At 41.7% G+C, this 23153-nt stretch carries 5 protein-coding genes and 10 pseudogenes; 14 read left to right on the plus strand and 1 reads right to left on the minus strand.

From position 1 onward, the window contains the following. Positions 1-60: 60 nt before the first annotated feature. The 11 genes and pseudogenes from bamA (at position 61) to RS130_RS12120 (ending at position 14535) form a co-directional block, all read left to right on the plus strand. A pseudogene (gene bamA, locus RS130_RS12070) lies at positions 61-2537 on the plus strand (outer membrane protein assembly factor BamA). A gap of 89 nt (positions 2538-2626) precedes the next feature. Then, positions 2627-3103, plus strand: a complete 477-nt coding sequence (locus tag RS130_RS12075) for an OmpH/Skp family outer membrane protein (RefSeq protein WP_316026158.1) — start codon at positions 2627-2629, stop codon at positions 3101-3103. Between the two features lie 63 nt (positions 3104-3166). Then, positions 3167-4199, plus strand: a pseudogene (lpxD, locus tag RS130_RS12080) (UDP-3-O-(3-hydroxymyristoyl)glucosamine N-acyltransferase). A 79-nt stretch (positions 4200-4278) separates the two neighbouring features. Next, a pseudogene (fabZ, locus tag RS130_RS12085) lies at positions 4279-4687 on the plus strand (3-hydroxyacyl-ACP dehydratase FabZ). 3 nt (positions 4688-4690) lie between these two features. Next, positions 4691-5458 (plus strand): acyl-ACP--UDP-N-acetylglucosamine O-acyltransferase, encoded by a 768-nt coding sequence (lpxA, locus tag RS130_RS12090; RefSeq protein ID WP_316026159.1) that lies wholly within the window; start codon positions 4691-4693, stop codon positions 5456-5458. 3 nt (positions 5459-5461) lie between these two features. Further along, positions 5462-6620: pseudogene (gene lpxB / locus RS130_RS12095) on the plus strand (lipid-A-disaccharide synthase). Beyond that, positions 6620-7211: pseudogene (gene rnhB, locus RS130_RS12100) on the plus strand (ribonuclease HII). Before lpxB ends, rnhB begins: the two co-directional pseudogenes overlap by 1 nt. 63 nt (positions 7212-7274) lie before the next feature. Then, positions 7275-10695: pseudogene (dnaE, locus tag RS130_RS12105) on the plus strand (DNA polymerase III subunit alpha). Between the two features lie 49 nt (positions 10696-10744). Next, positions 10745-11702 (plus strand): annotated as a pseudogene (gene accA / locus RS130_RS12110) (acetyl-CoA carboxylase carboxyl transferase subunit alpha). Positions 11703-11762: 60 nt separating this feature from the next. Continuing rightward, complete coding sequence (tilS, locus tag RS130_RS12115; protein ID WP_316026160.1) at positions 11763-13121, plus strand: tRNA lysidine(34) synthetase TilS; 1359 nt, start codon at positions 11763-11765, stop codon at positions 13119-13121. A 247-nt stretch (positions 13122-13368) separates the two neighbouring features. Then, positions 13369-14535, plus strand: coding sequence for a zinc-binding metallopeptidase family protein (locus tag RS130_RS12120; protein ID WP_316026161.1), 1167 nt, complete (start codon positions 13369-13371; stop codon positions 14533-14535). An 89-nt stretch (positions 14536-14624) separates the two neighbouring features. On the opposite strand, the gene RS130_RS12125 is transcribed toward RS130_RS12120, so the two are convergent. Beyond that, on the minus strand, positions 14625-14828 hold the full coding sequence (locus tag RS130_RS12125; RefSeq protein ID WP_316026162.1) for an alternative ribosome-rescue factor A: 204 nt from the start codon (positions 14826-14828) through the stop codon (positions 14625-14627). Positions 14829-15205: 377 nt separating this feature from the next. Here RS130_RS12125 and RS130_RS12130 point away from each other — a divergent pair. From RS130_RS12130 to RS130_RS12140, 3 pseudogenes are all read left to right on the plus strand, one after another. Then, positions 15206-18068: pseudogene (locus RS130_RS12130) on the plus strand (TonB-dependent receptor). A 137-nt stretch (positions 18069-18205) separates the two neighbouring features. Then, positions 18206-19698: pseudogene (locus tag RS130_RS12135) on the plus strand (tryptophan halogenase family protein). A gap of 329 nt (positions 19699-20027) precedes the next feature. Beyond that, a pseudogene (locus tag RS130_RS12140) lies at positions 20028-23109 on the plus strand (TonB-dependent receptor). Positions 23110-23153: the final 44 nt, after the last annotated feature.

Here is a 23153-nt window from a genome sequence, read left to right on the forward strand (position 1 = left end):
TTTGTCGGTCAACTTGGCCATGTACGCACTTAATGATGCGTTTAGGAAGAATACTAATCAATGAAGTTTAAACAGTTAGTTGTTGCCGGATTATTGTTATCCATTGCTAGCTCTGCAAAAGCAGCGTCAAATAGTGAGTTTGTTGTTAAAGACATCAAAGTAGAAGGTTTGCAAAGGGTTGCTCTGGGGGCAGCATTGACCTATTTACCGGTCAACGTTGGCGACGAAATGAATAGTTTTCGAGTTGCACAACTTATTCGATCTATGTATTCATCTACGCACTTTGAAAGCATTCAAATACTTAGAGATGGCAATACTCTGCTTGTGCGTGTGCAAGAACGTCCGACTATTAGTAGTATTGAATTTGAAGATAATGACGACATTAAAGACGAGCAATTACAAGAAAGTTTAGATGGTAACAATATTGTTGTCGGTGAACCGTTAGATAAGACCATGCTGACGCAGGTTGAAAATGGCTTAAAAGACTTCTTTTATAGTATTGGTAAATATAATGCTGACGTAACGGCAATTGTCACTCCGTTACCCAGAAACCGTGTTGATCTAAAGTTATTATTTGAAGAAGGTGATGCCGCCAGTATTCAACAGATCAATATTGTAGGCAACTCCATTTATACCGATGAAGAACTGTTAGAACAAGTTGAATTGCAATTCGACACGCCGTGGTGGGACTTTTATCAGAAACTCGCTATCAGAAACAAACACTAACTGGGGATATGGAAACCATCACCAGTTACTACAAAGATTCGGGATATTTACGTTTTAATATTGATTCCACTCAAGTGTCAATGACACCTGACAAAGAAGGTATTTACATTACGTTGAATGTCAACGAAGGCGAGAAATATAAGATTTCTGATGTCGAGCTAATTGGTGATTTGTTAGGCTTTGAAGAGTATTTAAAATTAGTTTTACCCCTTAGAAAAGGGCAAATGTATAATCAGGCAACGGTTACTTATACCGAAGAATATATCAGTAAGTATTTAGGCCGTTACGGATACGCTTACCCAACGGTCACCACTATTCCAGATATCAATGACGAAGATAAAACGGTTAAACTAGTGTTGTCGGTAGATCCTGGCAAACGTATATATGTACGTCGGATTAATTTTGAAGGTAATGTTAGCACTTCTGATGACGTTTTAAGACAATCAGTCAATCAGATGGAAGGGTCTTGGTTATCCAATGATACCTTAGAAGTGTCTAAAAACAGTTTGTCACGGTTAACCTATATGGAAAAAGTGGATTTTGAAACGGTTCGCTTACCCGGTGAAGAAGATAAAGTAGATGTTAACTTTACGGTAAAAGAACAAGCTTCAGGATCGTTTAATGCTGGTATTGGCTATGGTGATAGAACCAAATTAAGCCTGCAAGCTGGTATCCAACAAGATAACTTTTTAGGCACCGGTAAACGCGTGGCATTTAATGTCAGTACCGTTTCTTATCAAAAACAAGTGCAACTTTCATATACCGATCCATATTTCACCATTGATGGCATTAGTTTAGGTGGCAGCGTTTCGTATAGTGAATTTGATGGTAGCTCCGCTAACCTGATCCAGTACAACAGTACACAATATTCAATTGGCGCTAATATTGGATACCCAATTGACCAATATAATAGGATTAATTTTGGTTTAACCTATTCGAATGTTGAGTTGTTTCAAAACCAACCTTATGTACAGACCATTCGTTTCAATGATCAGTTTATAGATGAAGAAAACCCCGATGCGGCTATTAATTATGATAGTTTCTTAGCATCTGTGGCATGGTCTCGCTCGACATTAAACCGTGGTGTTTTCCCTACAGCTGGTTCATCGCAACGTGCCTCATTTGGAATCACTACACCTAATTCAGACGTCAATTACTTTAAAACAGAACTTGATGGAAAATGGTACTTTCCATTATCACGGAATCAACGTTGGTCTTTCTTAGCTCGTTTGAAAATGGGTTATGGGAACGGTTATGGTGACGTAGGTGGACTGGATCAAGTGCTGCCATTTACCCAACACTTTACCGCTGGTGGTGCCGATACGTTACGAGGGTTTGAAAACAATACTGTTGGTCCACGAGGTATTTTAGTTACTCCTTCAACGGTAGCAACAGATCCAAATGGCGTGCCGATTTTAGGCAGTACTGACAACGATAGTATTTCAATTTCTAGCCGTTCGTTGGGTGGTAATGCCATGCTTCTTGGTGGAATAGAATTAATTGTTCCAACGCCTTTCGTAGAAGTGGATTTCGATAACTCTGTTCGCACCAGTATGTTTATTGATGTAGGTAACGTTTGGGACACAGAATTTGATTATAACCGTTACCGAGATCTTAATGTTATTCAGCAATTTAGTGATGACGACTTAATTGATTATAGTGATCCAACACTTTATAGAGCATCTGGTGGTATTTCTGTACAATGGCTGTCACCAATGGGACCTATGGTGTTTAGTTTCTCTAAAGTGATTCAAGAACGTAAAGGTGATGATACAAAATTCTTTACCTTTAACATTGGCCAAACATTTTAATTATTCGGTTGGATAACCAGCCCATTACAAGAAGAAATAGGAGTTTCCTTTGAAAATATTTACAAAAAAGCTTAATTGCCGGCGCTGTTATGACAAGTGCTTTGCTTAGCGCAACTGTTCAAGCTGAACAAAAAATTGGTGCAGTTAATGTACAAGGAATTTTTCAATCTTTACCACAAGCTGCAACTATTCAACAAACAATTGAAGCTGAGTTTAAAGATAAAACTGAAGAAGTAAGCCGTTTAGAAAAAGACATCAAGTATTACCTTGAAAAAAATCAACGTGATGCGGCAACGATGAGTGAAAAAGAGAAAAAAGAACTACAAGAAAAAATTATCTCTTTGAGAAATGATTACACGGCTAAAGCTCAGCCACTTCAGCAAGAAATTCAAGCTCGAGCTCAAGAAGAGCAAAATAAGCTTCTTGGTCTAATCAAACAAGGAATTGACGCTGTTGCTGCAAAAGGTAAATATGACGTTATTTTGAATGCTAACGCAGTCGCCTTTATCAACCCTGAAAATGATATATCTAAGCAAGTAATTGATCAGGTTAATAAAATTAAATAAGTTTTATTAAATTAGTATATTTGATCTTTATGCATAAAGGTCAAATTACTTTTAGGAGTTATTTTGAGTCATTCAATAAGTCTAGCGGATCTTGCCCATGCAATTGAAGCTGAATTACATTTGGCCGACGGCGACAGCCACGATACCCTTATTACTGGAATATCTACTTTAGCAAAAGCTGGCGTTGGTCAGCTTTCATTTTTGTCAAACAGTAAATATCGTCACCATCTTGTGGACTCTAAGGCGCAAGCCATCATATTGCATCCAGACGAGTTGTCTCATTGTTCGCGCACAGCCTTAGTGATGAAAAATCCTTACGTTGGATTTGCTAAAGCAGCGCAAATTTTAGATACAACGCCCGCTGCAGCTCATGACATTTCAGCTAAAGCCGTTATTGGTAGTGGCGTGAAGATAGGGGCAGAGGTAAGAATTGGTGCCTTTGCGGTTATAGAAGATAATGTTGTTCTTGGCGACAATGTACAAATTGGTGCAGGTTGCTTTATCGGTAACGGTACTAAAATAGGGGCTAATACCAAGTTATGGGCCAATGTTTCGATTTATCATAACGTTGTTATGGGCACAAATTGCCTAGTCAATCTAATACAGTAATAGGCAGTGATGGATTTGGCTACGCTAATGATAAAGGTTGTTGGATAAAAATTCCTCAATTGGGCAGTGTTATTATTGGCGATCGCGTTGAAATTGGCGCAAGTACCACTATTGATCGCGGCGCGCTGGATAATACGATCTTAGCCGATGGCGTGATTATTGATAATCAGTGTCAGATTGCTCATAACGTCGAAATAGGTGAAAATACAGCAATGGCAGCCTGTTCTGTGATTGCAGGTAGTACGGTTATTGGCAAAAATTGCAGTATTGCTGGGCTGGTTGGTATTAATGGCCATATTTCTATTTGCGATGGTGTTATTATGACGGGTATGAAGTATGATGACTAAAAATATCACTGAACCAGAGCGTCTACTCTTCTGGTATGCCAGCTGAACCGAATAAGCAATGGCGCAAAAATATGGTCGCGATGAGAAATATCACAAGCCTTAATCAGCGTGTTAAAGCATTGGAAAAGTATCAAGATTAGTAGCTAGCCCTACATACTTGATTGTTTAGGAGTTACCCCTTTGGCTAATAGTTTACAACCTCTCGAAATAGAAGAAATAATGGCGCTTTTGCCCCATAGATACCCATTTTTATTAGTGGATAGAGTGACCGATTACACCATTAATGAATCGATTGTCGCCTACAAGAATATAACCTTTAATGAACCTTGCTTTACTGGGCATTTTCCTTAGTAAACCTATTTTTCCTAGTGTGTTGATTTTAGAAGCGCTAGCACAAGTTGCAGGTGTTTTAGGGTTTAAAACAGCAGGTAATTCTGATGATTTATATCTGTATGCGGGTATTGATAAAGCGCGGTTTAAGTTACCAGTAGTTCCCGGCGATCGATTAGATATGAGTGTAAAACTAATTAAAGAACGTCGCGGTATTTGGAAGTTTCATGGCATAGCTAGCGTAGACGGAAAAGATGCCTGTGAAGCTGAGTTTATGTGTGCGATGAGGAAGATTTAAAAGGTGATCCATTCCACAGCAATTATTCACCCAACTGCAATAATCGGCGACAATGTATCTATCGGGCCATACAGCGTAATTGATGCTGATGTGACTATTGGTGACAATACTGTTATCGAACCACATGTGGTGATCAAAGGTAAGACTACTATTGGTCAAGGCAATCATATTTATCAGTTCTGCTCTATAGGTGAAGACTGCCAAGATAAAAAGTATGCAGGTGAACCTACAGAATTAATCATTGGTGACAATAATGTCATTCGTGAAGGGGCCACTGTTCACCGTGGCACTGCGCAAGACAAAGGTGTGACTCGCATTGGCTCTAATAATTTGATTATGACTTATGTGCACGTTGCTCACGATTGCGTAATAGGTAATAACTCTATCTTAGCGACTAACGCTACATTGGCTGGCCATGTGACTATTGGTGACTGGGTGATTATGGGGGGCTTATCGGCTATCCATCAGTTTTGTCATCTTGGAGACCATTGTTTTGTTGGCGGCGGCGCTATCATTTTAGCTGACGTACCACCATACGTTATGTTAGGGAATGACAGCAGGCCTCGTGGAATTAATTCTGAAGGATTAAAGCGCAGAGGATTTACTTCGGATAGGATTTTACAAATAAAGCGTGCATATAAAGTACTATATAGAAATGGCAATCGAGCTGAAGAAGCCGTGACTCAATTATTGGAAATGGCAAAAACTAGCGATGAAATTAAAATACTGGCAGACTTTGTTGCCAACACATCTCGAGGGATTGTACGCTAAATCATGAGCGACAGAGCAGTTAGGATCGGCATCGTTGCCGGAGAAGCATCGGGTGATATTTTAGCCGCTGGATTAATTAAGCAACTTAAAGGGCATTTTCCTCATGCTACTTTTGAGGGGATTGCTGGCCCGAAGATGCAAAATCAAGGGTGTCAGTCCTTATTTGATATGGAAGAGCTTTCGGTGATGGGGCTGGTTGAAGTTCTATCGCGAATTCGTCGTCTTATGTTTGTCCGCAAAACCCTAACTCAACACTTTTTAGATAACCCCCCTGATGTATTTATAGGTGTTGATGCACCTGACTTTAATTTAACCCTCGAGCTTAAATTAAAAAGGCAAGGGATCAAAACAGTTCAATACGTCAGTCCTACCGTGTGGGCTTGGCGCGAAAAAAGAATATTCAAAATAGCGAAGGCCACGAACTTAGTGTTGAGTATTTTTCCGTTTGAAAAGAAAGTGTATGACAATTATCAATTACCTTGTGAATTTGTCGGACATACCATGGCTGATGAAATTCCTATAAAGCCTGATTTTGCTGCGGCTAGACAAGCATTGCAAATCCGTGAAGAAGATTTGGTATTAGCACTGTTACCTTAGCAGTCGAAAACGTGAAGTCGATAGTCTATTGGATATTTTCATTCAATCTTGTTTATTGCTAAAGAAAGAAATCCCTCACTTAAAAGTCCTCATTCCTGTGGTCAATCGACAGCGCAAGCAGCAAGTTGATGAGTATTTCCATAAGCATTTACCCGAGCTGGATTATCGCGTAGTGCTTGGCCATGCGCGCGAGGTCATGATTGCGTCTGACGCGGTTTTATTAGCCTCTGGTACTGCCACGCTTGAAGCCATGTTATGTAAGAAAAATATGGTGGCGGCCTATAAACTAAGCGGTTTAACCTATCAAATGATGAAGTGGTTATATAAAGCCAAATATTTTGCATTGCCGAATGTGCTCGCAGATGAAAAACTAATTCCAGAACTACTGCAAGAAGATGTTAATCCTCAAGGTATTGCAGAATTATTGTTGCCTATGTTGGTTGATAGAAATAGTGAGCAACAGCAAGGGTTAATTAGTAAGTTTGAAGGTTTACATCAGTCATTACGTCAAGATGCCGATGTGCAAGCTGCAAGAGCTGTGGCTAATTTAATTGGTTCACATTGATGGCAATGATTATTGCTGGTGTTGATGAAGTCGGGCGTGGGCCGTTGGTTGGTGATGTTGTTACCGCAGCCGTTATTTTAGATCCAGCTGTGGTAATTGCTGGCTTAACTGATTCAAAAAGCTTTCCGAAAAAACGTGATGCCTTAGCTCTCAAAATCAAACAACATGCTTTAGCCTTGGTCAGTCGGTAGAGCGAGCCCGGCAGAAATTGACCAACTTAATATTTTGCATGCCACTATGTTGGCTATGACCCGTGCTGTTGAAGGGCTTTCAATACAACCCCAACACGTGCAGGTTGACGGTAATCGTTGTCCTAATTGGTCGTATTCTAGTGAAGCAATTGTAAAAGGTGATGGTTTGATAGCGCAAATATCAGCCGCCTCTATTATTGCCAAAGTGACCAGAGATGCTGAAATGAAGGCATTAGATACACAATATCCCGAGTATGGATTCGCTCAACATAAAGGTTATCCCACCAAATCCCATTTAGCTAAGCTAGCCGAACTTGGCCCGTTAGCTGAATATCGAATGAGTTTTAAACCCGTACAGCGAGCCCTAGCTTTGCGTAATGGGCAATTGGCAGATTTATAAATGACCGAACCTCTAGCACCGCTAGCTAATTTTGTGCACCTGCGAGTGCACAGTGACTTTTCCATGCTTGATGGGTTAAATAAAATTAAACCCATCGTCAATAAAGTTAAAGCATTGAACATGCCAGCTGTAGGGCTAACCGACCAAATGAATATGTGTGGCTTGGTTAAGTTTTATAGTCAAGCCCATGCCAATGGTATTAAACCCTTAATTGGTGCAGACTTTTGGGTACAAAGTAAAGACGTAGAAGGTAATGTTTTTCGTTTGACATTGTTAGCCATGAATAATCAAGGCTACAAAAATATCACGTTGTTGATATCCAAAGCGTATTTACGAGGGGCTATTCAAGATAAGGCTGTGATCGACCGAGAATGGTTAGTCGAGCATAACGAGGGGGTGATTGTTTTGTCTGGCGGTAAAGCGGGGGATTTAGGCCAGACGCTAACCAAGGGGAATGTTGAAGTTGCCCAGAGCATCACAGCGTTTTATCAAGGCACCTTTGGTGACCGATTTTATTTGGAGTTAACCCGTACTGGGCGTTTAGGCGAAGAAGACTATTTGCATCGGGCCGTAGATTGGGCTAATGAATATGATTTAGCCGTTGTCGCAACCAATGAAGTCTGTTTTATTGATCAACAGGGTTTTGATGCCCATGAAATTCGCGTGGCGATACATGATGGTTTTACGTTAATTGACCCTCGAAGACCAAAAGAATACAGCGAACAACAGTTTTTACGCAGTAGCGAAGAAATGGTTGCCTTGTTTGAAGACATACCCGAAGCCATTCAAAATACCCTAGAGATAGCGAAAAGATGTAATGTAACTGTTCAACTGGGCAAGTATTTCCTACCTGATTTTCCTACCGAAGGTATGGATATAAAAGACTTTTTAGTTAAAGTTTCAAGGGAAGGTTTAGAGCGCAGACTGGCATTTTTATTTCCTGACGAAGCTGTGCGCAAAGAAAAACGCGCAGAATATGATGAACGCTTAGAGATTGAATTGGGTGTTATCAATGAAATGGGATTCCCCGGTTATTTCTTGATCGTAATGGAATTTATTCAGTGGAGTAAAGACAATAACATCCCCGTGGGACCAGGGCGTGGTTCTGGTGCAGGTTCATTGGTAGCCTATGCTTTGGACATTACCGATCTAGATCCCCTAGAATACGACTTACTTTTCGAACGTTTTTTGAATCCAGAGCGGGTTTCTATGCCTGACTTTGACGTCGATTTTTGCATGGATAGACGTGACGAAGTCATAGATCATGTGGCAGAAATGTATGGTCGTGATGCTGTATCGCAAATTATTACTTTTGGTACTATGGCAGCGAAAGCTGTGGTGCGAGATGTAGGACGAGTGTTAGGTCATCCGTACGGTTTTGTTGATGGTATCTCTAAGTTGATCCCGCCTACACCCGGTATGACCCTAGAAAAGGCGTTTGTTGAAGAGCCTCGATTGCCTGAGTTATACAATCAAGATGAAGACGTAAAAGATTTAATCGATATGTGCCGCATATTGGAAGGAGTCACTCGTAATGCAGGAAAACACGCGGGTGGGGTGGTCATTGCTCCTACTGTGATCACCGATTTTGCTCCTTTGTATTGCGATGACGAAGGTAAAAACCCTGTTACCCAGTTTGACAAGAACGATGTTGAAACAGCCGGGTTAGTGAAATTTGACTTCTTGGGGCTGCGTACGTTAACGATCATTCAATGGGCCATTGATATGATCAAAAAGGGTAAAGGCAAAGATATCAATATTGCCGCTATCTCATTAACCGATCCTAAGTGCTTCAAAATATTACAAAATTCAGAAACTACTGCAGTATTCCAATTAGAATCTCGCGGTATGAAAGAACTGATCAGTCGTCTCAAACCCGATACATTCGAAGACATTATCGCACTCGTTGCATTGTTTCGGCCAGGACCTCTGCAGTCAGGTATGGTAGATAACTTCATCGATCGTAAACATGGCCGAGAAGAAATATCTTATCCTGATGCCGAGTATCAGCATGAGTGCTTAAAAACGATTCTGGAACCTACCTACGGCATTATTTTGTATCAAGAACAAGTTATGCAAATAGCCCATAGTCATGTCGGGTTATAGCTTAGGCGGTGCAGACATGCTACGCCGTGCTATGGGTAAGAAAAAGCCAGAAGAGATGGAAAAGCAGCGAGGTTCGTTTGAAGCCGGTGCGAAAGAAAATGGCATTGAGCCTGATTTGGCCATGAAAATCTTTGATTTGGTTGAAAAATTTGCCGGCTATGGTTTCAACAAATCGCACTCGGCCGCTTATGCGTTGGTTTCATATCAAACCTTGTGGCTTAAAACCCATTACCCAGCAGAATTCATGGCAGCAGTGATGTCGGCAGATATGGATAATACTGACAAAATTGTGACATTGGTGGACGAATGTAGTCGTATGAATTTGACTATTTTACCACCAGACGTGAACGCTGGTAGCCACAAGTTTACAGTAGATGAGCAAGAACGAATTGTTTACGGCATTGGCGCGATAAAAGGTGTAGGTGAAGGTCCCATTGAAGCAATTATTCAAGCTCGGGAAGAGAAAGGTCAATTCACTGACTTATTTGATTTTTGTGCCAAAGTCGATATCAAAAAGATTAATAAGCGGGTGTTAGAAAAGTTAGTTCTGGCGGGAGCCTTAGATAATTTAGGCCCTCATCGAGCGGCAATCATGGCGTCGTTACCTGATGCTATTGCCGCAGCGGGCCAACATGCTAAAGCCGAGTCAAGTGGTCAATCAGATATGTTTGGTTTATTGAACACCGAGCCAGAACAAGTAGAACAGGCTTTTGCCAATGTTAATCCTTGGCCAGAAAAAGTGTGGTTAGACGGCGAGAAAACAACTTTAGGTTTGTATTTAACCGGTCATCCTATCAATCAGTATCTGACAGAGATCAAGCAATATGCGCCTTGTCGGTTAGTCGATTTAAAACCCACTAACCGCGATCAAAGCGCTTTTGCTATTGGGTTGGTAATAGGCGTACGCATCATTGTAAATAAACGTGGTCGGCGCTGGGCCCTTGTCACCTTAGATGATAAGAGTGCTAGAATTGACGTTAGATTTTTCCCTGACATGCTCGAGCAATTCGAAGACTTGTTAAAAGAAGATAAAATTCTATTGGTAACTGGACAGGTCAGCTTTGATGATTTCTCTGGTGGCAATACAATGTCGGCCCGCGATGCGATGGATATTGTACAAGCCCGCGAGAAAAACGCGAAATGGTTACAAATTCATCTTGATTCAAGCTGGTGCAATCCGTCAACTATCGATAGACTACAAGATATTTTACAGCCTTTTAAAGGCGGAAGTTGTCCGGTTCAGGTACACTATGTACATCCGGACGCGAAAGTGGATTTGACCTTAGGCGCGCAGTGGTATGTTACGCCAGAAGATGAGTTAATATACGAGTTGCAGCAGTTGTTAGGCAAACCACAAGTTAAATTAGAGTTTCACTAAGGTTCAAATAGGCCAAGTGTAAGCGTAAACAAATAATATTGGGTGTGAAATGAGCGTAAATTTCTTAGAATTCGAAAAACCTATCGCAGATTTAGAAGCGAAGATTGAAGAGTTAAGGTTGGTCAATCAAGGCGGTGAATTTGACGTTAGTATTGAAGAAGAAATCACAAAACTTCGAGAAAAAAGTGCTGAACTCAGCCGTAAAATATTTGCTGACTTAGGTGCATGGCAAATCTCTCAATTAGCCCGTCACCCAATGCGTCCTTATACTTATGATTATATCGCACGTATGTGTACTGATTTTGATGAGTTGGCTGGTGATCGCGCCTATGCGGATGACAAAGCTATTGTCGGCGGCCTTAGCTAAAATTGATGGCGAACCAGTGATGATTATTGGTCATCAAAAAGGTCGTGATACCAAAGAAAAAATTAAACGTAATTTTGGTATGCCTAAGCCAGAAGGATACCGCAAAGCGTTACGCTTGATGGAAATGGCTGAGCGTTTCAATTTACCGATTATCACCTTTATTGACACCCTAGACGCATATCCCGGTGTGGGAGCTGAAGAGCGTGGACAAAGTGAAGCCATCGCCAAAAACTTAAAAGTGATGGCTGGTCTCAACGTGCCAATCATCTGTACTGTTATTGGAGAAGGTGGTTCTGGCGGTGCTTTAGCGATTGGTGTCGGCGATCGCGTTAATATGCTGCAATACAGTACATATTCGGTTATTTCGCCAGAAGGCTGTGCGTCGATTTTATGGAAAAGTGCTGAAAAAGCATCGTTAGCTGCCGAAGCCATGGGTGTAAGCGCTCCCAAAAGTAAAGAGCTAGGTTTGATCAATAATATTGTTGAAGAGCCTTTGGGTGGAGCACACAGAGATCACGACAGCATGGCGGCTAATTTGAAAGCGGCGATAAAACAGCAATTGGCTCAATTAAGATCATTATCTAAAGAAGAATTATTAGATCAGCGATATGAAAGACTGATGTCTTTTGGGTACTGTTAGAAAGCACGGTATTCGTTAATCCTAATAAATAAGCCATCTGTTAGCTGAACAGGTGGCTTTTTGTTAACTAAAGCTATGAAAATACTCAATACACTAAGACTACATATTCAACATTCGTCTCTTATTCCTACTCGCGATATGGTCGTAGCCTATAGTGGAGGGATCGATTCCCACGTTTTACTGCACGCTTTAAGTCGATTGCGTCCGCAATTTGGGTTCACGTTGCATGCTATTCATATCCATCATGGTTTGAGTGCTGCAGCCGACCAGTGGCAACAGCATTGCAAACAAGTGTGCGACACATTGGCAGTGCAATTTCAAACCGCAAAAGTCGACGTGCCACAAACTGCGCGAACTAGCCTAGAGGCAGTCGCCAGAGAACAGCGATATAAAAAAATCACCGAGTTAGCCCCTGCCAATGCTCAAGTATTGTTAGCTCAACATCAAGATGATCAACTTGAAACCTTTCTGCTGCAACTTAAACGAGGAGCAGGTCCTAAGGGGTTGTCTGCAATGGCTGAAGCTTGGACAGTGCAGCATGGCGACAGTAAATCTGTAGCTTTTTTTAGGCCACTGCTGGCAATTGCTCAGCAAGATATTGTCGAATATGCCCAGCAACATCAGCTCAACTGGTGTGAAGATGAGTCCAATAAAAACACTGAGTTCGAACGCAATTTTTTGCGCCATGATGTATTGCCTGTGCTGCAGAGCCGTTGGCCAGAGTTAGCAAAATCAGTGAGTCGTAGTGCTCATTTATGTGCCCAACAACAAACATTGTTAGATGAAGTTTGCGCGGATAAGTTAGGTGCATTACAAACGGCAGATAATAGTTTGATGGTACAAGGGCTACTTAAGCTGTCTGCCAATTGGTTACAGCAAGTGGTGCGTTATTGGTTATCCCTGCAAGGCATTCAAAGCCCTTCTTTGGCCGTGCTTGAGCGTTTACAACCTGATGTACTGGAAGCCGCAGAAGATGCTAAGCCGATTCTACAGTGGCAAGGGTGGCAGTTTAGGCGATTTAACCAACAACTTTATGTACTGCCGATACAAAGTGAAATACAACCTGTTGTCCTGCAGTGGACAGGGCAAGAAAGTTTGGCTCTTCCTGATAACATCGGCGTTCTGCATTTTGCCAAAGGAGCTGAGACGCTCAACGATAGTGTAAGCTTAAGCCTTGACGATGGCGATATTAGCATAAGCTTAGGGAACTATAGCAAGCGTTTTACCCCAGCTAATTCGGCCCATAGCAAACCGTTGAAACAATGGTTTAAGTTGTGGCAAGTGCCACCATGGAAGCGAGATAAAGTCGTTCAGATAATACAGAACAACAAAATTATCGCTTTGCTGATAGAGGGGCAGTGGCAGCAAGCAACGCCTGTTGCTGGCACCAAAACCGTAACCGTGAGCTTCTCTCAGTAAATAACGGTTACAGTAATCTTCAAGTGACAGCTTGAGGTTTTTTTGTTGAATGCCATGTCTGGTGCATGACTATAAATTTAAAATCTTTACGAATTATCGACTTGGCTCTTTTTACAGTGAATAAGTGAAATGCTGGCTTGTAGGGCTTAAGCAAAGTAAGTATGCTCCGCGACTATAGGTATTCCAATGCTATTAAATTTTCACTGAGTGTACATTTTTTAGACTTGCTTTTATGTGGGGGTGGTTAGTGAAAACGTTTAAGTGCAATTGTAAGGATCAGCAAATTCTGTTTTTTGAGAATAGTCATTGTGGCGCTTGTAATCGAGTGGTCGGCTTAGATGATGAATTTGATAAAGTTGAACCCTACGAATTCGATGAGCAAAGTGGTGAGTATTTCAAAGCGCAGCAGCCTGCCATTCGTTTTCAAAAGTGTGATAACCATGCTGATTATCAGGTATGTAACGGAATGGTTAACCTGAATACTTTCGAACCTGTCGAAGGACGGGATGAAATGTTGTGTTTTGCTTGTCGATTTAATGAAACAGTTCCTGATCTAAGCATAGTTGAGCATATTCCCTTGTGGGAGAAAATGGAAGTCGCTAAACGGCGTGCATTGTATACGCTTAAATCTTTGTCGTTACCATTGAATAATACTATTCAGGATCCTGAAGGTGGATTGAGTTTTGATTTTACTACCGATAGGGATGTAAGTGACCATTTCGTTAGCAAGTTGAAAGATCAAGAGCCTGTCTTTACTGGTCATAATGGTGGCCATATAACGATAAACCTAGCGGAAGCAGACGATATCGCTCGCTCTCATACAAAGCTTGCAATGGGTGAGCATTACCGAACGTTGCTTGGCCATTTTCGTCATGAGTTGGGACACTATTATTTTGATAAGCTAATAATCAATTCAGACGAAAAACATGCCTTGTGCAAAACCTACTTTGGTGATGACGAACTGGATTATAAAGAAGCGCTAGACAAGCATTACAAAAATAGCTCATCAAAAGCAAACCAAGAGTGGCGCGAGGCATTTATTAGTGAATATGCCACTATGCATCCCTATGAAGATTGGGCAGAAACTTGGGCCCATTACATGCATATAATAGATACGCTAGAGACGGCGAAAAATTTTTCTATAAGCGGGTCGACTTCTGGCAATGTGTTAGAAAGCGAAGAAATGAGAGACTTAACCTTACCTCAAGGCTCAATCTTTTTTTCGGGGCAAACGTCAATTGATAGTATCTTAGATTCTTGGATGGATTTCTCTATAATTCTCAACTCTTTAAATCGAAGCATGGGAATGAATGACGCTTATCCGTTCGTGTTAACCGATAAGGTACGTACAAAGTTGTCGTTTATTCACCATTCAATCCATGACCAGTTGAGCAGTATGCACTCTTCAAATTGAACGAGTAGTGTACAGAGGCAAGCGTTGAGCCTATTCAATGTCACTGGGCTCGCTGCATGTTTAAAAAGTCCTATTTAATAGTTGCTGAATTAAGCGGCTATTAAATAAGACTCTTGTCTTATATTTTTCGCCTTACGCTGATAAGAGCCTTTACCTTTTTTCGCTTTAACAATTTGCATTTTATATACTTTTGAGGTCACCAGCGCGGCTAAGAAGTTATCTCTAATGGCTCCTCGACCTAACTCAGTTTCAGCGGCGTTGTTTGGCACTTTCTGTTTGTTGTTTTTACGCATTATTTTTCCTTTAAGTTTGAAGATATACCTTCAGATTACTTGGCCTTATGGCAGTGCCGATTATCAGCTAAAAAACAAAATAAACAAGAGGCTGCACGGTATATTTTTATGTCGCAATTTAACCTAAGCTCGGCTTATCTAGGATTCAGGATACTGACTCTTTTCTTGATCGCGTATTGTGACTGAGTTTCTCCTTGATTGAGCTTATGTTTTCTAGGTTATCGGTTGCGAATGCATACGTATTCAAAGCTTGCATACGTATGCAACAGATGTTGCATTCATTAACTAAGGGTTAACATTTGTGCTGCTTTTAGACTCACTATTTATGTTTGAATAACATAACGGGAAACGACCCATAACAATAACGGGACACATAGATGACAAATTTTAAACTGAACTTAGTTAAAGCCGCTTTGGTTGCGAGTGGAGTTGGATTTAGCGTGAATCCAGCTTTGGCTCAAGAATCGGCAGTTGCTGCTGATAGCACAGAAGTGATTCAAGTCACAGGTATTCGCGGCAGCTTGATGCGAGCTCAGGCTATAAAACAAGATAATACGTCAATTGTAGAAGTACTATCAGCTGAAGATATTGGTAAGTTACCTGATACCAGTGTGGCAGAATCTCTAGCGCGTTTACCTGGTTTAGCTGGTGAGCGACGCAACGGCCGCACAAGTGGTTTATCCATTCGGGGATTTAATGAAAACTATGTAGGCACCTCGTTAAACGGCAGAGAATTGCTGGGCATGGGCGATAACAGGGGCGTAGAGTACGACCTTTATCCTACTGAAATCATCTCGAATATCGTGGTGAATAAAACCCCAGAAGCAGGCATGATCACGCAAGGTATTGGTGGTACTGTTGATTTACAAACAATTAAGCCCCTAGGTAAAGACCGGACTATTAGTATCAATGGTAATTATGAGCTAAACGGTAAAGACTCAGCTAATCCTGATTTTGATAATACTGGTCATAGATTGTCTTTGAACTATGTTGATTCATTTGCCAATGATACTTTGGGTGTTGCACTAGTGGTAGCGTCAATGGAAACACCACGCCAAGAAGAGCAATTCAGATCTTGGGGATATGCCACTGTTAATCAAGATAGTGACAGACGTGCTACTGATTCAGTCTCATCAACTGCTGGAGATGTGGTAACGGGGGGCATGATTCATTTGTTCGCTCGGCTATGTTAGAACGCCAATCGGTGGCGGCTGTGGTGCAATATCAGCCTTCAAAAGATTTAATGATCCAAGTGGATGCCTTGTACATCGATTTTGAAGAGAATGATGTAAGACGAGGCTTAGAAGAAGGCGGTGCCGAATGGGGAACTGGTGCTTACAACATTACCGGTGTTGAAGACGGACTAGTTACATCAGGTTATTACGATGGTTTTTATTCGGTCATTCGAAACGATGCCCGTAGCCAAGATGCTGAGTTAACGACCATAGGAGTTAACTTTGCATACAACATCAATGACAACTGGACTGTCGAGTTAGACTATTCCACAGGTAAAGTAGATAAAACCATTACCGATATTGAAAGTTACTCGGGCGTTGGCCGTGCAGGTGTTGATGGTCGTCCTATTGCTGCGCGCTCTTGGCAACAAACCTCTACCGGTGTGCTTTTTCAGATCATCCTACTATTGCGCCAGTTGATTATACCGATGCCGATTTAATTCGCCTAGCTGGCCCTCAAGACTGGGGCGGAGCGTTAGCACCAGTAGCAGAATTTCAAGATACAGGTACAGGCTTTGGACCGAGTTCTGCACAAGACGGTTTTGTTAATCAGCCGATATTTGAAGAAGAACTAGACAGCCTACGATTCCAAGTGAACGGTTTGCTTGAGTGGGGTATTTTCACTGATATCGAACTTGGCGTGGTTTATTCAGATAGATCAAAAAGCAAAGTCAATAATGGTGCCTTTTTAACCGCACCTACTTGGCCTTCGGATGGGCCTATTCCAGACGTGGTAGGAGTGGCTGATTTAAGCTTTATTGGCATAGAAGGCGTACTTGCCTATGACAGTTTAGGTTTGTTTAATTCTGGCTATTATACAGCCACAGATGCTGGATTATTAGAAACCTCGCGCCAAGGTGATACCTATACCGTGGAAGAAGAATTATTAACGGTATACGCTAAACTGGATATTGATACTGAATTTAATGATATGTACCTAACAGGTAATATTGGTTTGCAGGTGGTTGATTCAGAGCAAACATCAACAGGATTCGACAGCGTAATCGGTACTGATTTATACGTCAATTTTACCCCAACTTCTGGCGGCGATTCATACACAGACGTGTTACCCACAGTTAACTTAAGTTTAGAGTTTAGCGAAGCGCAATATTTGAGAATGGCTTTGGCTAAAGTGTTAACTCGTCCAAGAATGGATGACATGCGGCCTAATAACCAAGTAAGCTTCTCGTTTAACGATACCAATATTCTTAACCCAACTACGGGACAAGGGCCGTTTTCAGGAAGTGCAGGTAATCCGAATCTAAAACCTATCGAAGCCAACCAATTTGATTTGTCTTATGAGAACTACTTTGCCGACGATGGTTTTTTTGCAGTAAGCTTTTTCTATAAAGATCTTAAGAACTGGCATGAAAGCGGCAACATAGTGACTGACTTTTCATCATTCTATATCCCTGATTACCATGATTCATCGGGTGAGCATGACATAGACAACGATGGTGAACTTGATGGACCATTGCCTCCACAAACGTTCTTAGGTCCAGTTTCTTACAGACAAGACGGATTACAAGGTTTTGTGCGAGGTTGGGAATTACAAGGTTCAGTGCCTTTATCATTACTTCACAGCTCGTTGGACGGTTTTGGTGTGGTGGCCAGTGCGACCTTCTTAGACGGCAAGTTTGATGACGACTCAGAAATTCCTGGTTTGTCAGATGAAGCATACAGTTTGACTGCATATTACGAATCAAACGGTTTTGAAGTCAGGGTGTCGGGTACCAAGCGTGATGAATTTCTGTCTGAAACTCGAGGCATAAGCTTATCTTTAGTTAATGCGACTGATGCTGGCGGTGAGTTGTGGGATGCACAGATTGGTTATGATTTTGGCGCATCTGGAATAGAAGGCCTTGAAGGGTTAAGAATCACGTTGCAGGGACAAAACTTAACCGACGAGCCCACTGTGCAATCAAACGGTGCTGATGCTCGTCAAATTACTCAGTATCAGAGTTATGGTCGTAACTTCTTACTTGGTTTAAATTATACTTTTTAGGGTAGCGTTTAAAGACAGCCTTTAAAGATGGCCTTTTATAAATAACGTTGTTATAAAAAGGCTATTAATATAAAACCCCAATTAGCTTGCTGTTGGGGTTTTTTGTTTAACACCTAACCGGGAAGGGGTTAAATCCTATGCAAAAGAAAATAAGCAAAGTAGTGGTAGTAGGTGGCGGCACTGCTGGCTGGATGTCGGCCGCATTATTGAAAAAGATACTAGGCAAAAGTATTCAGATAGAGTTGGTTGAGTCAGAAGCAATAGGCACAGTAGGCGTGGGAGAAGCCACTATTCCGCCGATTCGCTTGTTGAATAAAGTACTAGGTTTAAACGAAGCTGAATTTATAAGAGAAACCAAAGCCACAATCAAGCTTGGCATTATGTTTGAAAATTGGCGGGTGCCCAACGAACAGTATTTTCATTCATTTGGTGCACTATAGGCAAAAACATGGCCTTTTGCCAGTTTCATCATTATTGTACTCGTGCCAATAAGCAAGGCATAGACACCAATATTTGGCAGTATGACTTAAACTATCTTGCCGCTATGCAGGGTAAATTTGCCCAATTCAACAGTCAGAATCCGATCCTTGAATTGCCCTATGCCTATCATTTTGACGCGACCTTGTACGCTAGCTTTTTACGAAAAGTGAGTGAAAGCCTCGGGGTTAAACGTACCGAAGGCATGATTGATAGGGTTAGTCGAAATGAGCAAAACGGCTACATTGAAAAGCTACGTTTACAATCAGGACAAGAGATAGCTGGGGATTTGTTTATTGATTGTTCGGGATTTCGTGGATTGCTGATCCAACAAGAGCTGGCTACGGGGTACGAAGATTGGAGGCATTGGTTACCTTGTGATCGAGCCGTGGCAATGCCTACAGAACGTTTTGAGAAAACGTTACCTTACACTCGTTCAATTGCGCATAGTGCAGGATGGCAGTGGCGTATTCCTTTGCAACACCGCAACGGAAATGGTTTAGTGTATAGCAGTGCTCATTATTCAGAGACCGAAGCAGAAGACTTGTTGCGATCAAACCTTGATACAAAGCCATTGGCCGAGCCTAATTTTATTCGCTTTAAAACCGGCCGCAGGCGCAAGCAATGGAATAAAAATGTGGTCGCCGTAGGCTTATCTAGCGGCTTCTTAGAGCCATTAGAGTCTACCAGTATCCATCTTATTCAATCTGCAATCGTTAGGCTTACCCAATTGTTCCCTCATGATGGGTTTTCTGCCTCTTCTGAGGCTGAATATAACAAACAGTCGGCGTTAGAGTTCGAACAAATAAGGGATTTCTTAATCTTGCACTACCATGTGAATGAACGTACCGATAGTCACTTTTGGCGAGATATGCGGGATATGGACATACCGGCCACCCTGCAACATAAAATTAACTTGTTTCGCGAGAGTGGCAAATTATTCCGTGAGCAGAATGATCTTTTTCTAGAAAGTTCTTGGTTACAGGTTATGCAAGGGCAAGGCATTTTCCCACAAGATTATCATCCTATCGCCAATAATCTGTCTGAGCAGCAACTACAAGATATGTTAAATCAAGTACGGCAAATTAAAATGGAGCCTCTTAGTCAGTTGCCAAGCCATGATGAGTTTTTGCAAAACTACTGTAAAACTTAAGTTTTTTGCAAAGTATTATCCCTCAAGCCATATTACCTCAAATATGCTAGCAGCCATGCAAGGGGGTTGTAGGCTGTTGAATTTTATAGATGATTTAATGTAAATCATCTATCTCCAACCCCCTTAGATTGTCTTTATTTTTTCTAACGATGTTCTGCGCTTAATCAGTTCAATTGTTTGATTGCATACGTATGCATTCGTTGAATACGTATGCATTAAATGTTGCATTAATTAACTAAAGGTTAATATTTTGTTGAGAATATAGGTTGATTGTGAATGCGTAAGTTTTCGCCCACGTTAGCCAAACATAACAAAAACGGGACACATAGATGAAAAAATTCACCCCCAGTTTAATTGCACGTGCGATTTTCGCCAGTGGCCTGGCGTTGGTAAGCTCAACACTATATGCGCAAGAAGCTAGTAACAGCGCGCAAGCAGCCAGCCCCATTAAAGAAAACAGTGATATCGAACGTATTGAAGTCACTGGCTTCGCTACTAGTTTGATTCAATCACTTAATCAAAAACGTTTCAGTGACACAGTATCAGAGCAAATATCGGCAGACGACTTAGGTGGTTTACCCGATGTCTCTATGGCTGATGCACTGACTCGATTACTCAGGTATCTCTGCTGTACGTACAGGTGGACAAGCTGCCGAAATCAACATTCGTGGTTTATCTGGAGATTTTGTTTTTTCTACCTTAAATGGTCGTGAGCAGGTGTCAACTAGTGGCGATCGTTCTATTGAATTTGATCAATATCCTTCTGAATTAATTAGCTCAGCGGCGGTTTATAAATCACCTAAAGCCTCTCTTATTGAAGGTGGTGTAGCAGGCACAGTTGAACTACAAACTGCCAGTCCACTGAGCATAGATGAAGATTATAAGTTTAGTTTTAACTTACGGGGTATGTACAACGATAGAGCCAGTGAAGTCTCTGATGCCACCGAATATGGCGACAGATTTAGTATTTCTTATCAAACTAAATTACTCGATGATACTCTGGGTATAGCGCTAGGGTATGCTCGGTTATTTCAACCTAGTGTATCGACACAATTTATAGGGTTAGCCTATAACGCCGAAGCTGATGTGGATGGTGTAGAAGGGGATATTGATAACGTTAGTGATACGTGTTTAGCCACAGATCCCTGTGCTGGATATGAAAAAATCAGCGAAGGTTTTGAAATGCAGCACCAAGGCGGTGAAGAAACCCGCGACGGTTATATGGCCGCCATAGAATGGGCGCCAGTAGATAATTTCACCCTAAAAACCGATGTGTTTTTGTCAAAATTTGAGTCAGAAGAATTTGCCCGAGGTTTTCGAGTAAAGCTAGGTGGCGCGCAAACTTCCATTACTAACCCAGTTTTGTCTGGTAACGATGTGATAGGTGGTACGTTTAATCGCACCTCGGGTAGCTTTACCCGAGTTGAATTGGTAAATGATGACAACCAAGACTCAGACGAAGTATTTAACTTTGGTATGAATGCCGAATGGCAAGCCACAGATAACCTGAATTTGTCTGTTGACCTGAGTTTGTCTAGAGCAAAAAGCAACTTTAGAAATGGGCTGTTGTGGAGTTTAGTTGGTGAAGATGCCAATGCAGTGAGCCCACAATTTGATGAAAATGTGTCGATTTCTTATGGCCTAAATGGTTTGGACCTGCCAGATATTGCCTTTAATCAACAGGGGGCTTTTTCGGATCTTGATCGCGTTATGGTCAGTAAATATGGTATTTACCCTTTCGTAAATGAAGATGAATCTAAAGCCATTCGCTTTGACTTAGAGTACACCTTGGACAACGATTTTGTGCGCTCAATAGAGTTTGGTGTGCGTCAATCTGAGCGCGAATATTCTAATGATCGTTCCGTGTTTGAATATGGCAACGATTCGGCGTTTTCTGTCAGTCAACCGCCACTGCGTTTAACCTCTGATATGGTAGAAATAGTCGAATGGCAAGGAGAGTTTGGCTACTTTCCGGCTTATCCATCCATTGATTTAGATTCGGCGTTAACGGCTTGGTTTCCAGCAGGGATCCCACAACCAGTGCAAACTTGGGGCACAGGCCATCCTGGGGTAATCAATAGCCCCACAGACGGAGATGGCCCAAACACCGCATGGTCGCTGCAAGAAAGTGGTGACGTTACAGAAGATGTGACTGCTGCCTACATCATGGCCAACTTGGATATGGAAATTGGTGGATTACCTATCACGGGTAATATTGGTATTCGCCGTATAGAAACCGAGCAAGGCTCAACGGTTTTACAATTAGCCACTAAAGATATTGTTGACCCAGACACAGGTGAAGTGATTGATGTGCGAGGCGATGCTGAACTTGGTGCGCAGTATATTACCGACGAGGCTGGCTTGATCAATGATCATTACGCGTCAGGTTTTCTATCCGATTCGTATACCGACTATTTACCTTCGTTGAATTTAAACTTTAGATTGAGTGAAAATCATCAACTCAGATTTGCCGCTGCTAAGGTCATGGGCCGTGCACCCATTAACCGTTTTGCTGCTAACTCAACCACTAATATTGAGACGGTGACTGCTAGTCAGAACCCTGACACGGGTCAGATCACCTTATCTTCGCAAACCGCTAAAGTGAGTGGCTCCAGTCGAAATAGCCCTTATTTACGGCCATTTTATGCTAATCAATATGACTTGTCTTATGAGTACTATTTCTCTGAAACGGAAGGGGCCTTGGTCGCGGCTTTATTTTACAAAGATATCCAGTCATTTATCGAAGACATCGCCATTGACCCTTATGACTTTGCCGGTAACGGTTTTGTTTTTCCTGAAAGTGTAGACGTACCAGTGTTCATTGAGCCAGACGAGCCCAATGCCACACCGGTTGAAGCACTAGATGCAAACGGTGAGCAACTGTACGTCACTGTGCCGACTGAAAATGGTAAATACGAAACCGCAGTGAATAACGCTAAAGGTGGCTATATTCGTGGCTTAGAATTGACCTACACACAAATATACGACTTTTTACCCGGCCCGTGGGCAGGCTTAGGCGTGAGTGCCAGTTATTCGTATACCGAGAGTGAAATTACTCGTACTTTGAGTAGTTCTGTTTTTTCTACTCAGCTTCCTGGATTGTCGGAAAACGTTGCCCAAGGCACAGTGTTTTGGGAATACGAAGGATTCGAAACCCGTTTAAGTACTCGTTATCGCGATGCTTTTGTATCTCAACAAGTGGCGGTCAATGAGCAAGTGGTTAACTTCGATTCAGAGATTGTGATGGACTATCAAGCGTCATATCAGGTAAACGACAATCTCGGTGTGGTGTTTCAAATTAACAATCTAACTGACGAACCTACGCGTAGTTATTTTGGTAAAGAAGACTTGACCGGCACTATCCAGTTCTTTGGTACTCAGTACTTCTTAGGGGTGACATATTCATTATGAAACATTCAATCACAGCACTAATTAAGGTGGTTTCTTTGCTTACT

Source organism: Paraglaciecola aquimarina (genome assembly GCF_032464635.1).
GTDB classification, from domain to species: Bacteria; Pseudomonadota; Gammaproteobacteria; order Enterobacterales; family Alteromonadaceae; genus Paraglaciecola; species Paraglaciecola aquimarina.

Excerpts from the sequence above, each read along its gene's own strand:
- RS130_RS12125 (WP_316026162.1), bottom strand. The coding sequence starts at position 14,828 with ATGCGTAAAAACAACAAACAGAAAGTGCCAAACAACGCCGCTGAAACT.
- RS130_RS12075 (WP_316026158.1), top strand. The coding sequence starts at position 2,627 with ATGACAAGTGCTTTGCTTAGCGCAACTGTTCAAGCTGAACAAAAAATT.